Annotated in this window: 14 protein-coding genes; 1 reads left to right on the forward strand and 13 read right to left on the reverse strand. The window is 45.2% G+C overall.

Annotation, left to right across the window (positions count from 1 at the left end; genetic code table 11):
- Positions 1 to 5 precede the first annotated feature (5 nt).
- The 9 genes from pstB (G9G57_RS19535) to citZ all read right to left on the reverse strand — a co-directional run bounded on the left by pstB (G9G57_RS19535) (position 6) and on the right by citZ (position 10,360).
- Positions 6 to 764, reverse strand: coding sequence for a phosphate ABC transporter ATP-binding protein PstB (pstB, locus tag G9G57_RS19535; RefSeq protein ID WP_016819635.1), 759 nt, complete (start codon positions 762 to 764; stop codon positions 6 to 8).
- Positions 765 to 891: 127 nt separating this feature from the next.
- A complete protein-coding gene (locus G9G57_RS19540) occupies positions 892 to 2,016 on the reverse strand; it encodes a methyl-accepting chemotaxis protein (protein ID WP_113050471.1) in 1,125 nt (374 codons plus the stop codon).
- Positions 2,017 to 2,173: 157 nt separating this feature from the next.
- The gene (locus G9G57_RS19545) at positions 2,174 to 2,905 is read right to left on the reverse strand and encodes a response regulator transcription factor (RefSeq protein ID WP_013370356.1); all 732 of its coding nucleotides are present in this window, start codon (positions 2,903 to 2,905) and stop codon (positions 2,174 to 2,176) included.
- Between the two features lie 128 nt (positions 2,906 to 3,033).
- Positions 3,034 to 4,836 carry a two-component system histidine kinase PnpS gene (gene pnpS, locus G9G57_RS19550; RefSeq protein ID WP_102997785.1) on the reverse strand — a complete coding sequence of 601 codons (1,803 nt, stop codon included), beginning with the start codon at positions 4,834 to 4,836 and terminating at the stop codon, positions 3,034 to 3,036.
- A 120-nt stretch (positions 4,837 to 4,956) separates the two neighbouring features.
- Complete coding sequence (locus G9G57_RS19555) at positions 4,957 to 5,826, reverse strand: SDR family oxidoreductase (protein WP_029514976.1); 870 nt, start codon at positions 5,824 to 5,826, stop codon at positions 4,957 to 4,959.
- Between the two features lie 216 nt (positions 5,827 to 6,042).
- Positions 6,043 to 6,459, reverse strand: a complete 417-nt coding sequence (locus tag G9G57_RS19560) for a hypothetical protein (RefSeq protein WP_017425909.1) — start codon at positions 6,457 to 6,459, stop codon at positions 6,043 to 6,045.
- A gap of 387 nt (positions 6,460 to 6,846) precedes the next feature.
- Complete coding sequence (gene mdh, locus G9G57_RS19565; RefSeq protein ID WP_016819630.1) at positions 6,847 to 7,788, reverse strand: malate dehydrogenase; 942 nt, start codon at positions 7,786 to 7,788, stop codon at positions 6,847 to 6,849.
- A 16-nt stretch (positions 7,789 to 7,804) separates the two neighbouring features.
- Entirely contained in the window at positions 7,805 to 9,100 is a 1,296-nt protein-coding gene (icd, locus tag G9G57_RS19570) for an NADP-dependent isocitrate dehydrogenase (RefSeq protein WP_016819629.1), read from the reverse strand.
- A gap of 147 nt (positions 9,101 to 9,247) precedes the next feature.
- The gene (citZ, locus tag G9G57_RS19575) at positions 9,248 to 10,360 is read right to left on the reverse strand and encodes a citrate synthase (protein WP_016819628.1); all 1,113 of its coding nucleotides are present in this window, start codon (positions 10,358 to 10,360) and stop codon (positions 9,248 to 9,250) included.
- A 344-nt stretch (positions 10,361 to 10,704) separates the two neighbouring features.
- Between citZ and ytvI the strand changes: the two genes are divergently transcribed.
- Positions 10,705 to 11,823, forward strand: coding sequence for a sporulation integral membrane protein YtvI (ytvI, locus tag G9G57_RS19580; RefSeq protein WP_016819627.1), 1,119 nt, complete (start codon positions 10,705 to 10,707; stop codon positions 11,821 to 11,823).
- Between the two features lie 29 nt (positions 11,824 to 11,852).
- Here ytvI and G9G57_RS19585 read toward each other — a convergent pair whose 3' ends face one another.
- From G9G57_RS19585 to pstB (G9G57_RS19600), 4 genes are all read right to left on the reverse strand, one after another.
- The gene (locus tag G9G57_RS19585) at positions 11,853 to 12,251 is read right to left on the reverse strand and encodes an FxsA family protein (RefSeq protein ID WP_013370347.1); all 399 of its coding nucleotides are present in this window, start codon (positions 12,249 to 12,251) and stop codon (positions 11,853 to 11,855) included.
- On the reverse strand, positions 12,248 to 12,766 hold the full coding sequence (locus G9G57_RS19590; protein ID WP_164965443.1) for an acyl-CoA thioesterase: 519 nt from the start codon (positions 12,764 to 12,766) through the stop codon (positions 12,248 to 12,250). Before G9G57_RS19590 ends, G9G57_RS19585 begins: the two co-directional genes overlap by 4 nt.
- A 135-nt stretch (positions 12,767 to 12,901) precedes the next feature.
- Positions 12,902 to 14,110 (reverse strand): pectate lyase, encoded by a 1,209-nt coding sequence (gene pelA, locus G9G57_RS19595; RefSeq protein ID WP_025364513.1) that lies wholly within the window; start codon positions 14,108 to 14,110, stop codon positions 12,902 to 12,904.
- A 206-nt stretch (positions 14,111 to 14,316) separates the two neighbouring features.
- Entirely contained in the window at positions 14,317 to 15,159 is an 843-nt protein-coding gene (gene pstB / locus G9G57_RS19600; RefSeq protein ID WP_016819624.1) for a phosphate ABC transporter ATP-binding protein PstB, read from the reverse strand.
- Between the last annotated feature and the right edge of the window lie 6 nt (positions 15,160 to 15,165).

Below are 15,165 nucleotides of genomic sequence, written 5' to 3' on the forward strand. Positions count from 1 at the left end.
TGGCTTTAGCCAAAACGCCCGGAAATATAATCTTCTGTACGTGAATCCTGTGGCGTGGAAAACATCGCCTCTGTATCCGCTGCCTCTACTACAACCCCATTCAAAAAGAACGCAGTTCGACCAGACACACGCGCTGCCTGATGCATGTTATGCGTCACCATGACGATGGTATACGTGTCTCTTAATTCTTGAACCAGTTCTTCAATTTTCATCGTCGAGATCGGGTCCAGCGCAGATGTCGCCTCGTCCATAAGTAAAATATCTGGCTGTACAGCAAGCGCCCGGGCAATACATAGCCGTTGTTGCTGTCCGCCGGACAAGCTCAGAGCAGAACGCTTGAGAAAATTTTTAACCTCTTCCCAAAGTGCTGCCTGCCGTAGGCTTTGCTCTACCAGTTCATCTAACTTGTCCTTTTGCCGGATTCCATGCAACCGCGGACCATAGGCCACGTTATCATAAATGGATTTGGGAAACGGGTTAGGCTGTTGAAAAACCATTCCCACCTGTTTACGCAGCGTTTCTACTTCCATAGTATCGCCGTATATATCCTGCCCTGCGATGCTCACGGTCCCTTCAATACGCGTTCCCGGTATCATGTCATTCATCCGGTTTAGCGTACGCAGCAAGGTTGATTTTCCACAGCCGGATGGGCCGATGAAGGCCGTTACCGTTTTTTCAGGAATATCCAGGTTTATATGTTTCAGCGCGTGGAATTTTTCATAATACAAATTCAGCTTATCAATCCGGATTACGGAATCATTCATGGATTTATGATCTCCTTCGTGTTGCAGTTATGGTCCTCAAGCATTGCACCTGATTTGCACAATATGAAGATTATATAAGCTGTGTGTAAATTCAGTGTGGTGGATTTGTTAACGGTATGTAAAATGATCAAGAACTCAGCATGAGCTCAAGCTCCTGTGCTATTCCAGCTGCATTCAAGGCAGCTTCTTCTGCGGAACGGGACATTTCACTATTTTTAGCCTCTATTTCATCGACTGACTGCAATAATTTGGTAAACGTTTGGGTTCCGGCAGATATAAATTTAGAGCCTGTATGAATCTGCTGCATACTTGTATCCGTCAGTTCAGCAGTGTCACGCAGCATTTGCTCAATATGAGTGAGTAAGCCGGTAATCTGTACAGAAAAAGCTTTGGTCTGGAGTGACATATTCCGAACCTCTTGAGACACAATCTGAAAGCCACGCCCGTGTTCGCCAGCATGGGCCGCTTCAATAGACGCATTGATCGCCAGCAATCCGCTGTGATCTGCCAATGCACGAATGGATGAGGCCATGCCCGCAATATCATTCAGCGATTGGGTTAAGGCTGTCATCTGCTCATGCTGGCGCTTCATTTGTTCCGTTACTGCATGATAAGAAAGCAGAACATCCTCCAGTTCCACTTTACCACGGCGGGATAATTCACTCATTGAGCGAGTTAGCTGCACACTGTCATCCGCCTCTTTCGCTGCATCCAAAACAGTCATCCGAATACGCTGGACTCCGTCATAGCTATGTCGAATCACATCGCCCCGATCTTCGTCTGCTTCTCTTTGCATTCGCTGAACGACAGACAGGATGTCACGAATTGTGAGTACACCGAGTAATCTTGTCCCTTCCTTTATCAATAAACAATCGTAAAAACGCTGATCTTCACGCATCATCGCCTGTTCTACAATTTCCGTTGCTGGACTTTTTAGATCCACAATTAATGTATTGGGATCGGCAAATAGGGAAGCTGGTTTGTCATAGAACAACGCCGCAGCGAACCTGCCCGTAAAATGACGATTGTACGCATCTCTCATGATAATGCCCAAAGGAAGATCATTTTTATCCACAACGATGACACAGGGAATATCTTCCTGTGTCTTCATGAGTGCTAACAGTTCCTTGCAAGACATATCCGTGCCAATGATCGGAACCTCCCGGCATGGCACATAGGTAGTAATCAGCTTGAACGTTTCACGTTCAATCACGGCAGTGGAACTCGGCTGGGTCTTTGGTTCCGTTATCATCGTTCTGAAGTCCCCTTTTTTTAACTACTTGGAGTGACGGGAACATCATATCGGTCATTTGTTGATTTTAATGGCTAGTTTTGTCAACGAAATGTAAAATCACAAAATGGACATAAAAGTTGCTGCTACGGCCTGGAAAGAGAAAAACGCTCCTCATTTATAACAAATGAGAAGCGCTTCTTTTTTTATTTACAACAAGCTTATACCCCACTCCGCGGATCGAATCAATATGAACCGAGTCGGGATCAAGCTCCAGCTTTTTACGTAAGGAGCTGACGTGTACATCCACCGTCCGTTGACCACCGATGTAGTCAAAGCCCCACACGGCATTCATTAGATCATCTCGAGTCAGGACGACACCCGGCTTGCGGGACAAATAGAGAAGTACCTCAAATTCCTTGGGTCTTAAGCTGATGGATTGACCTCCAAGAATGACTTCATATTTTTCAGGGTAGATTTCCAGCTCGCCCAGTTGAATTTTGGAGCCATCCTTCTGTTCAGACAGCACTCCCTCATCCCCTCCGGATGTTCTTCGCAGCACAGCCGTTACGCGGGCCAACAGCTCAGAAACGCCAAAGGGCTTTGTGATGTAGTCATCAGCACCCGACTTCAGTCCTTGGACAACCTCAGCCTCCCCGTTTTTAGCGGTGAGAATAATGATAGGTGTCGTCAGCCCCTGATGGCGAAGTCTGCTCAGAATGTCCAGTCCATTCATTCCCGGCAGCATCAAATCCAGCAGGATCAAATCGTAGGATTCTCTGGACGCTCTTTCAAACCCAGCACTGCCATGATCCTCCGTGTCCACTTCGAAACCTTCTTGTATCAAATTGTAGGATAGCAATCTGGCAAGCGTTGGTTCATCCTCAATAACCAGCAAACGTTGTCCCATTAATAACTTCATCTCCTGTTTACCTGTTAAAGGCGCATTAGTCAAAATCCTGAAATCTTTTCCATGCTCATGCGACACCCGTTTATTTTATCACGGCATTGTTAACACAATGTAAAAAATGTTATAGTTCATTCTTCCTGTTGCAATAACGGTAATTCAACGGTAAACGTCGTACCCAAACCAAGCTCGCTTTCGACCGAAAGTGTACCATGATGCAGATCAACCAGGTGCTTGACAATAGATAATCCCAAGCCCGTTCCGCCCGAGTTGCGTGAGCGACCTTTGTCCACCCGATAAAAGCGCTCAAAGATACGGGGCAGGTCCTTTTTCGGTATCCCAATACCCGTATCACTGACTGTAAATACGACCTTTTCCGTGTCATGGTCTCGCTGTAGCGTTATAACCTTAATTTTTACCTTGCCGCCATCAAGTGTATAGTTAATGCCATTAGACAAAAGGTTCAGGAAAATCTGCTGAAGCTTATCTTCATCTGCCTCCATAAACAATTCATCCGGGATATCCATGTGCAGTGTAATCCTTTTCTTCGCTGCTACATTGTTCAGTTTCTCCAGCAATGATTCTATGAAAGAAGAGATATGAATTGGAGAGCAATCCAGCGGAGAGCGCTTGGACTCGATTTTGGAAAGCTCCAGAATATCGCCGATCAGTCGATTCAGTCGTTCGCTTTCGTCATATATAATTTGTAAAAAGGAACGGGCTGTTTCCTCATCTTTGACCCCGCCACCAAGCAATGTCTCGGCAAAACCCTTGACTGCGGCAATCGGTGTTTTTAGCTCATGAGAGACGTTTGCCACAAATTCGCTTCGCATATTTTCCAACCGTCGAATAGCTGTAATATCCTGCAAAAGGAACAGCATCCCCCGGTATCCCCCTTCATCCTCATACATAGGGACACCATCTAGCAAAACGAGTCGTTCTTCGGGATTGTACAAATGCACCTCACCATGTAGCCTTTCTCGGCTTTGTATACTGCCCTCAATTAGCTTTGTGAGCTCATAGTGCTTCTTCAGCTCATGATACGGCTTGTCTGTCACCCGCTTACCCGCGACACCGAGCATACGCTCAGACTCACGGTTGACAAGCGCAATGCGTTCATTAGCATCGATCATCAGAATCCCGCCTGTCATATTACTCATGACGCTTTGCAGCAGATCCTCATTGTCACGAATCGTTTTCATTTGGTTTTGGAGGCTGTCAGCCATACGATTAATGGCTTCACCCAGTTGTCCTACCTCATCCCGGCGCTGTACGCCGACCCTTGCGTCATAATCCAGTCCTGAAATACGGTTGGCTACCCCTGTAATATGTTCAATGGGCGAGGTGAGGCTGCGAGCAATACGATAGCTCATCAGTCCAGCAGCAATAAACAGCAACACAAGACCAACCCCGATGGCCGTCCAGCCGCGCTGCATTCCCTCTTCCACCGCTTTCAGACTCATGGATAAACGGATATATCCGTCAAAGCCCTTGTCCGATACAACAGGCTCAGCGACGTATAGCATGTTTCGTTGCAAAGTTTCACTGTAGCGTATCGTCCGTCCGATTCCTTCCGACGTAGCTTGTCGTATTTCTTCACGCGATGCATGGTTTTCCATTTTGCGCGGATCGCTTAACGAATCACCCACCACCGTCCCGTCCTTACGAATGAAGGTCACTCGCGAATCGGTCAGATGGGCAATTTCCTTCGCCTTCTCAGAATAATAGGAGACGTAATCTGTGCTGGATAGGGCATCAGCATTAACAAATGGGAAAGTAGCGCGAAGCAAGTCAATCTCGCGGCCCATGTTCTCCTCTAGCACCTTCATATTCGAATTTTTGAAAATTTGTCCCATAGTGATTCCAGCAGCAAGGACAGATACGCCAATCAAAATCAGCATGATCAGGGTAAGCCTGAAACGAAACGATTTCATAGAAATTTGCCCATCCTTTTATGTAAGTTAATCTCATTCTACAGGCTACCTGCATTATGTTCCACTGTGAAAAGAAAAAAGGCCGGAGCAAAAGACTGCCCCAACCTTTTCTTTATCCTCTTATCCGTTTACAACTTCACCGCCATTGATATGAATAACCTGCCCGCTTACATAAGACGAATCGTCTGAAGCAAGGTACACATAAGCTGGCGCCAGTTCTTCCGGCTGACCCGGTCGCTTCATGGGCTGTGCTCCTCCAAATTCGCTGACCGTCTTGGCATCAAAGGTAGACGGGATTAACGGTGTCCAGATCGGCCCTGGGGCTACAGCGTTCACTCGAATACCTTGATCCACCAAATTGAGTGATAGGGAACGAGTGAATGATGTGATTGCCCCTTTGGTGGAGGAATAATCAATGAGTGTTTTATTCCCAGCGTATGCGGTAATCGACGTTGTGTTGACGATCGCGCTCCCTTTCTTCAAATGCGGCAATGCCGCTTGTGTTAGGAAGAACATACCGAAGATATTCGTGCGGAACGTGCGCTCCAGCTGTTCCTTGGTGATATCCTCCAGCTTTTGCTGTGGATGCTGCTCGGCCGCATTGTTCACGACGATATCGAGCTTGCCCAATTCGTTCACCGTCTGTTGCACCGCTTTTTTGGCAAATTGGTCATCTCCGATATCGCCAGGAATCAACACGCATTTGCGTCCTTCCTGTTCGACCTGACGTTTGGTTTCTTCCGCATCCTTATGCTCATTCAAGTAGACGATAGCTACATCCGCACCTTCTTTGGCGTACGTGACAGCTACAGCCCGCCCAATTCCACTGTCTCCACCAGTAATCAGTGCAACTTTGCCTGTTAGCTTGCCAGCCGCTTTGTAAGTTGGTTTTTCAAATTGCGGTGCAGGCGTCATTTTGGACTCAATCCCCGGTTGCTGTTCCTGGTGCTGCGGGGGCAAGGTTTGCTGAGGTTGGTTGCTTTTAGCCATTGTACATTCTCCCTTCAAAATCAGATATTTTTTAGGATGCAACATTTGCATCCACTCTACTCCTGATTTACCACACAAACTTATCCGTTAAACGAAAAAAGAAAAATCCAGCTATGTGAGCACACAAAAAAACGACCTATGCTTATTCTGCACAGACCGTTTTTTCAACGTTAGCCGTTGTCATTATTCAATTCCAACCGCTCATAAAATGATTCATTAAATAATATGGCTGTATACCATTAAAAACGTAATTAAGATCATGAAGACGGCCAACAGTGTACTGAACATTCGCACTTTACCAGCGTATTGCGTAATTGGCTGTTGGTTGCGAACCGCTTCCAGTGACAATCGTAATGGCTTACCCATAGCACCTGCGATACCAGAAATAGCAAGAAACAACAACAACACGACCACGATCCATGCTACCGAATAAGACTTCCAAGCAAAAATCATATAGATGCCGCTAATAAGCACAAGGATTAGTGCAAATTGCGCCAAACGGTTCAATAGCTGCACAGCCGATATCGTTCCCTCCTGCGCACTTGGAGCCAATTTGTCGATTTTGCCCACGACGAAGGGAAGCAATAAATAAAAGCCCATTGCCAGTGATCCAATAATGTGAATAAAAAACATTCTTTATAACCTCCAATTCTTTGTTTTCTTACAAACTGATTTTTCCATAGAACGATCATATTCCAACGAATGACTAGCATCTTTGCAATGTTTTGGGACATGCTTTTCTATGTAACTATTAATGCATATGAACTCTATTATACCGGGGAAGTGGGTCAAAGCAAAGGAGTATGAGGGGGAAAGTTTCAACTCGGGTGGATGCTTGTCCGCAATCATTCCGTTCGCTCCGCTGGTGCCAGCAAATCCTAACTGAAACTTTCAATATTAAAAGAAAAGGAAGAAAACAATAGACTATTTAAAAATAAAAGAGGTGGCCGACAGCCATAACTATGACTTGTGGACACCTCTTTAAGTAAAAAAGTATACCGTTTTAGTAGCAAATCGTATCTATACGTTGACTATTTTAGTAACATTACGAACCGCTTCGGCAGATTGATCGAGCGCTGCTTTTTCTGCAGCTGTCAATTCCAACTCGAACACTTTTTCGATGCCGTTACCGCCAAGAAGTGTAGGTACACCGAGGAACAGGTCCTGATAGCCATACTCTCCTTCCAGGTAAGCAATGACTGGAATAATCCGTTTTTTATCTTTTACAATCGCTTCTGTCATTTGCGCAAGCGAAGCTGCTGGAGCATAATATGCGCTGCCATTACCCAATAGGTTAACGATTTCTCCGCCACCCACTCGTGTACGTTGTACAATCGCTTCGATACGTTCCTGAGAAATCAGGTTATCGATAGGTATACCTCCTACGCTGGAATAGCGTACGAGCGGTACCATATCATCACCATGCCCTCCCATAACGAAACCGCGCACGTCTTCAACCGAAACATTCAGTTCCTGGGCAATAAAGGTACAATACCGAGCCGTATCCAACACACCTGATTGGCCAATAACCCGATTTTTCGGGAAGCCAAGCGTTTGGTACGCCGTATAGGTCATAGCATCGACCGGATTACTCAGAATAATGACGATAGCATTGGGCGCGTACTTCTTCACATTCTCACATACGGATTTTATAATTCCTGCGTTCGTGTTGACCAAATCATCACGGCTCATCCCCGGCTTGCGCGCGATCCCGGCTGTAATAATGACGATATCCGAGTTGGCTGCATCCTCATAATTAGAAGTGCCCATGATCTGGGTGTCAAATCCCTGCACTGGACCAGCTTCCAAAATATCAAGCGCTTTGCCTTTAGTCGGATTCTCTAGTTGCGGAATATCAATGAGTACGATATCACCTAACTCCTTTTGAGCCAGCAGCAATGCGGTAGTGGCACCGGTAAAACCGGCGCCAACAATGGATATTTTTTTGCGTTGAATGGTCAAGTAGTATTCCCCTTCCTTACAGGTTACTAATAATAGTGTCCGCGAACTCGGAGCATTTCACCTGTGTAGCACCGTCCATCAGACGGGCAAAGTCATAAGTTACGATCTTTTTATTAATGGACGTCTCCAGCCCCTTGTAAATCAGGTCAGCTGCTTCTTTCCAGCCCAAATGTTCAAGCAGCATAACGCCGGACAGAATTACGGAACCAGGGTTCACTACGTCTTTGTCTGCATATTTTGGAGCTGTACCATGCGTAGCTTCAAAGATAGCATGCCCGGTTACATAGTTAATGTTTGCACCTGGCGCGATCCCAATTCCACCAACTTGAGCAGCCAAAGCATCGGACAGATAGTCCCCGTTCAGGTTCAGCGTAGCAATGACATCAAATTCAGAAGGACGAGTCAGCACTTGTTGAAGTGCAATATCAGCAATCGCATCCTTAATAATGATTTTGCCTGCATCTTCAGCTGCTTTTTGAGCTGCATTTGCCGCATCCTCACCTTCTTTTTCCTTGATGACATCATACTGAGCCCAAGTAAATACTTTATCTGCAAACTCTTGCTCAGCTACTTCATAACCCCAGTTTTTGAAGGCACCTTCGGTAAATTTCATAATGTTACCTTTGTGTACGAGCGTTACACTCTTGCGCCCATGGTCAACGGCATACTGAATAGCTGCCCGTACCAGACGCTTTGAACCCTCGGAGGAAACTGGCTTAATCCCAATTCCTGAGGTTTCAGGGAAACGGATTTTATTCACGCCCAGCTCTTGCTGAAGGAACTGAATTACCTTTTTCACGTCTTCAGACCCTTCGGCATATTCGATCCCTGCGTAAATATCTTCTGTATTCTCACGGAAAATGACCATGTCTACCAACTCAGGACGTTTTACTGGAGATGGGACACCGTTAAAGTAGCGAACAGGACGCAGGCATACGTATAAGTCCAGTTCTTGGCGCAATGCCACATTCAATGAACGGATACCACCGCCAATAGGTGTCGTAAGTGGACCTTTAATGGCTACAATATACTCACGGATGGCTTCCAAAGTATCGTTAGGGAGCCACTCGCCGTATGTATTGAAAGCTTTCTCACCAGCGAATACTTCATACCAGGCAATCTTTTTCGTGCCGTTATATGCTTTTTCTACAGCCGCGTCCAGTACGCGCTTGGAAGCTTTCCAGATGTCGCGACCTGTGCCGTCACCCTCGATAAACGGAATTACCGGATGATTTGGAACCTGCAGTTGACCGTTATCAATTGTAATTTTTTCGCCTTCAGTTGGGAGCTCAAACTTTTCAAATTTCGCCATAAGTTCCTTTTCCTCCTCAGATATGAATGGGTACAGGACGAAAGACATGATCTTTATCACAGACAAAAACGTATATCTTTCGCCGACCCTTCTATTGTACCTTATTTTTTAAATTCAGGGTATACAACCTCAATCTTCCTCCAAAGGTTAGCGCAACTCTGGTGACACATATTTTTGATCCATCGGACCTGTGTATTCCGCACGCGGACGAATCAAGCGGTTATTTTCATACTGCTCCAAAATGTGTGCAGTCCACCCCGATACACGGCTTACAGCAAAGATAGGAGTAAACAGGTCCCTCTTGATACCCAACTGGGTATATACGGAGGCAGAATAAAAATCCACATTCGGCTTCAAGCCTTTTTGCCCTGTTACAATACTCTCAATTCGAACTGACATATCAAACAACGTAGTGTCGCCGTTCATTTCTCCCAGCTCGCGGGACATTTTGTGCAAATGTTTGGCACGCGGATCACCGTTTTTATAGACACGATGCCCAAAGCCCATAATTTTTTCGCGGTTATCCAGTTTGGCCTGAATATAGGAGTCCACCTGATCCAATCCGCCAATCTCCTCCAGTGTTTTAGCAACAGCCTCATTGGCCCCACCATGTAACGGTCCTTTTAAGGCCCCAATGGCAGACGTGATCCCGGAATAAATATCTGATAAAGTGGCTACCGTTACACGCGCAGCAAAGGTCGAAGCATTCAATTCATGATCGGCATGCAGCACGAGAGCCTGATTGAACGCCTTAATAGCCGTCTCCTCCGGGTCCTTGCCAGTCAGCTGATACAAAAAGTTTTCAGCAATGGAAACACCTTTTTTAGGCGCAATTGGTTCCAAGCCTTCGCGTATACGCGCTATGGCTGCCACAATTGTGGGCAATTGCGCCTGAAGCTTGACGGTTTTGGTCACATTGGACTCTCTTGACATATCATCCGCCTCTGGGTCATACAAAGCAAGAGACGATACAGCTGACCTCAAGGCAGCCATCGTACTCAATTCTTTCGGGTATAACTTTAATTGAGTAATAATTTCATCCGGAATAGCAGCATATTCGCTTAACTGGCTGCGAAGCTCTTGCAATTGCTCTTGGTCAGGTAATTTTCCAAACCACAACAAATAAGCTACCTCTTCAAAATCGGCGTTAACAGCCAAATCATCAATGTTATAACCCCGGTACGTGAGAACGCCATCTACGATAGAGCTTATGGAGGAAGTGGTCGCTACGATCCCTTCCAGACCTTTAGTCGCTGTCATCGTTACATCTCTCCTTTGTAAAAACATTGTGAACGGACTTGCAATGTAAACATTTTCAAAAGTAAGATATGTCTTTTATTTAGCTGAGTAATGTTAACGCCATATGTCAATATTTAAACCTTCTTTCACTATACTGGATTTTGTCGTTTATGTGAACATTGAGGGCTATTCCAACACATTCAATTGTTTTATCGCATCTATAAAGAAATTTTTGAAACCCCTTACAAAATATATGCGTTCATTTGCACTTTTTTACATAGGTCTTGTCTTACCCTCCTCCCGCATAAGTATAGTAGAGCACTTCCTTTAAGGAGTGCCATCGAAAAGAAAGGAGTCGTGAGAGCTTGAGTCGGTTAATCTTGAATCGCATATTTCGTGCTCTATGGGTCGTAATCGTGATTGTAGCTCTGTTGCTGGGCATATATATGCTGTTCCCTCTCGTTTATCCTTTCCTATTCGCCTGGCTTGTGGCCTATGCTATGAACCCATTGGTCGTTTTTTTGCGTAACAAGGCTCGTATGCCACGTTGGGCGGCTGTCACGGTCTCCTTATTTGTATATTTAGGCGGAATCGCAATCATCCTGTCTGCTGCAATCACCCGAATGGTTCGAGAAATGATTAAGCTGGCCATGACTTTTGACGGGCATATCGAGCGTTTTAAAAGCCTGTTTATTGATTGGACGCAAAGCGATTTAATCCAAAATATAATTATTGAAATCAACCATTTTATTCGGGATAATCCCGATTACCAACACACCATTAACAGCAATATTGATAAAACGACTCAAACCGTCAGTTCTGCTGTTACTACGCTAGTCGGTCAATTTTTTAATGGGGTTTTAAATTTGCTAACCTCTCTGCCTAATATGGGAGCTGTGCTAATGGTTATTGTATTAGCGGCCTTTTTTATTAGTAAGGATTGGGATCGACATAGTCGAATACTTTCGAATACGGTTCCTGATACGATCCGCAAACCATTGTCAGATATTTGGCACGATCTGCGTAAAGCATTGTACGGCTATTTGCGTGCACAGTTTATTATCATTTCCATTACGGCATTAACGGTTATCATTGGGCTGTTCATCTTGCGTGTGGAATCGGCCTTTACCATCGGTTTGATGATCGGGCTGGTGGATTTGTTACCTTATTTAGGGGTTGGCATTGTGATGATTCCGTGGACACTGTATGCGTATATGTCAGGGAATTTGGCACTAGGGGTTGGATTGTCGATCCTCTATGCCATCCTGTTGATTGGACGGCAGATCGTGGAGCCTAAGGTGCTGGCCAGCAGCGTGGGATTGAACCCGCTTCCCACCCTCATCGGTATGTTCATCGGGCTCAAGCTGTTTGGCGTTTTAGGACTCATTATCGGACCTGTATCACTCATCGTTCTTGATGCACTGAATCGTGCAAATGTCATTCAGGACTTGCGCAACTACATTCTTGCTGGAAGAGTCCGCTAGGTTATAGAGAGGGGACAACGGCAGCTCAGTCAAAACCGCCGAAACGTAATACTGCCGTTTTTCATTTTTTTCTCCAGCCACTTTAATAAAAAACGTCGGTACAATACTCGTGTTAAAGGAAACACCAACGTAAAACCAATAATATCCGTTATAAATCCAGGGATAAGCAGCAAGCTCCCGCCGAAAAACACACATAATCCATCCAGCATTTTACGGCCAGGCATTTGGCCCCGGTTCATTTCATTTTTGGCATCGGCAATCACCTTTCGACCTTCAAATTGCATCATGGCAGCGCCAATCAAGGTCGTCAGAATAATGAGCAGGATAGTTTTCCCCGCTCCAATCCAGTGACTTACCCATATAAACCCGTACAGCTCCGCCAAAGGAATGAGCAGCAGCAACAGCCACAGACGTTTACGCATCATCATGACTTCTGTCCCTCCCCGCCTGTAAAAGCAGACCTTAACGCAGTGTACAACTCAGGCAGTGCCTGATCGAGCCGAACGGGCTTCCAGTCTGTATTCAACCACGCATGTCGTGTCGATCCTGTGACCAGCAGTTCTCCCGGCAGCGTGTCAGCCTCTGTCCATACCTTTCCCACATTGTTTTGGTGCTCCTCATCCGTTACCCGTCGAACCTCATAAGTATAGTTCAGACGTAGTCTGGAGAAGTCCGTAATAGCGGTATAGATAGTAACTAAATCATCATATCGAGCAGGGCTCGCATATTTCGCATTGATTTCAATAACTGGCAGCAAAACTCCTCGATCTTCCATGCTCCGGTAGTTAAAGCCTGCCTGCCGAATCATTTCCGTACGCCCGATCTCAAACCAGTTTAAATAATTCGCATGATACACGACCCCCATCTGGTCGCTTTCCTGATAACGGACACGTAGAGGTGCGCCATACCATCGTAGTTGCGTTTGTTTCTCCTCTTGAGTCATACAAGCTCTCCTATCTTTGTGCATCTTTATCTCTATTTTGCCCTCTCTCCATTAAACCATATTTACCGCCTGGGAACAAAAAGAGGGCCGAACCATACGGCTCTCCCTCTCAAAGCATTTACAATGATGGCTTTATTATTGTGGCAACGGCTTGGACAGTTTATAATATCCACTTTCCGAAGCCAGTTTCAATAAGCTCTTCGCCTGACTTCCCGCCCAGGCGTAACCAAGTCGTCTTTCTTCACTAATTTTCATGATGTCCGTATACTTTTTGCCATCTCGGTCTGAGAAGAAATACTTATTGTCCTCCACGTTGTAGAAACGATACCACATCACGCTTGATGCATCCTTTTGGAAAAACTCCGGACCTTGACGATTGTATTTCATACCGTCGATCCGATTCGTGTCAAACCATTTCAAAGCACTCTGAGCTGCTTTTTTCACCTCAGTCGTCTGCGGTTGAGACATTAAGAATGCGGTAATGCCTACCGATTCCGTCGTTGTTTTGGAAGCAAGCTCGAATGCTCGCGCAGGCACAGATTCATAAGTAACCGGATCATGCTGTGCTCCCCAAATTGTTGGTGTGCCATTGTTTACAATTTGAGCTTTTAGTGTATACTGTACGCCTTTATTCAGGGCCTGCTGAAGTCTGGAGCGATATGTATTGTCAAGAATATCGCTATCAAACGGCTGCCTTTTGTTTACAATGTCATCTGCCAGTACCATCACTCTAACCATAGCATCATCGTTGTAGGTTGCAGCATCAGAATAATTACCACGTTTAGGGTATACCTGCGGCCAAGCGCCAGAGGAATATTGAGAGGTTAGTACGAAATCAACTGCTTTTTGTACACTGTTTTTAATGTCTTTGTTTTTAGTTTTTTTGTATACATCCGCTAAAAAGCGGATCTCGGTTGTCGTGGCCTCGTTATCAAACGTTCCGAGTTCAACACCATCCTTGCTCTTCCATGTAGAACGTGCTGCTTTGCCATCCCATTTGGATTTATAATTCTTTTCCATCGCTTTGAAGAATCCACCATGCGGCAATTGCCACGATACAATATTCAAAGCAAGCGTAGTGTCCTTGGATGTATTTCCTGTAGAAAATTTACTAAAATCACGATACTTATCCAGCAAACTACTCACATTCACACTAGCCAGTGGAACAATAGTATTTTTGTAAACGTTTGCATCATTGTATACGGCTTGGGTAACACTCGCACCTGCATCAGTCACATTCTGCTCAGCTGCTGCCCATGAAGGGCTAACAAGTCCAGTTGTTAGGGTAATAGCCATTCCAGAAAAAGCAATCCATTTGACAGATTTTTTAACGTTAAACTTCATTGCAAACCTCTCCTTTAATTGGATTGTGGTATTTCAAGAACTATTAAACACATGTATTATATGAAAATATAACCAAATAATCAATATATTTTATTATATACAAATGTAAGAGTTTACTAAACTAATAAAAAAACATCTTACCAATACTAGATTAGTAAGATGTTTCTCATGTTTTATATCTATAACAAGTCGTCAATCTGGACGGCTTATCCAAAGCGACCCATGATATACTCTTGAGTCAACTCGTTTTCAGGATTGGTGAATATATCGTTTGTTTTCCCATGTTCCACCAAACTTCCAACATAAAAATAGGCAGTATAATCGGAAATTCGTGCAGCCTGCTGCATATTGTGCGTCACAATAACGATGCGCAGTTCTTTTTTCAATTCGGTAATAAGCTCTTCCACCTTGCCTGTAGACACAGGGTCCAGCGCGGAAGCTGGCTCGTCAAGCAACAGGATTTTCGGTTGAACGGAAAGTGCACGTGCAATACAAAGCCGCTGCTGTTGCCCGCCAGACAGAGCAAGAGCCGAATCGTGAAGACGATCCTTGACCTCATCCCATAATGCCGCCTTACGCAGGCTGCTCTCGACGATTTCATCGAGCTGCTTCTTTTTGCGCACTCCCCGGTATTTAGGACCGAACGCAATGTTATTATAAATCGATTTGTAAAAAGGGTTAGGCCGTTGCCACACCATGCCTATTTGCTGACGCAGCTTGATCACGTCCGTCTCAGGTGCCGTTAAATCCTGTCCGTCCATCCAAATATGTCCCGTTGTCGATGAAGACGCAATCTCATCATTCATTCGGTTAAGGGAACGCAAAAAAGTCGATTTACCACAGCCGGAAGGCCCAATCAGGGCGGTCACGGTCTGCTCTGGAAAAGCTAAGTTTACTTTTTTCACGGCCTCAAAGCTTCCGTAATAAATACTCAAATCCTCAGTACTGAACGGATGTGGCGCTTGCCCCGCAAGTTGTTCTGAACGCGTAGACTGAACGGATGTTGCTGGTGTGGCGGTTTTTGCCGTTCGTGTAATCACATGTTCCATTGTTCT

This window comes from Paenibacillus sp. EKM211P (assembly GCF_011066175.1).
GTDB classification, from domain to species: domain Bacteria; phylum Bacillota; class Bacilli; order Paenibacillales; family Paenibacillaceae; genus Paenibacillus; species Paenibacillus polymyxa.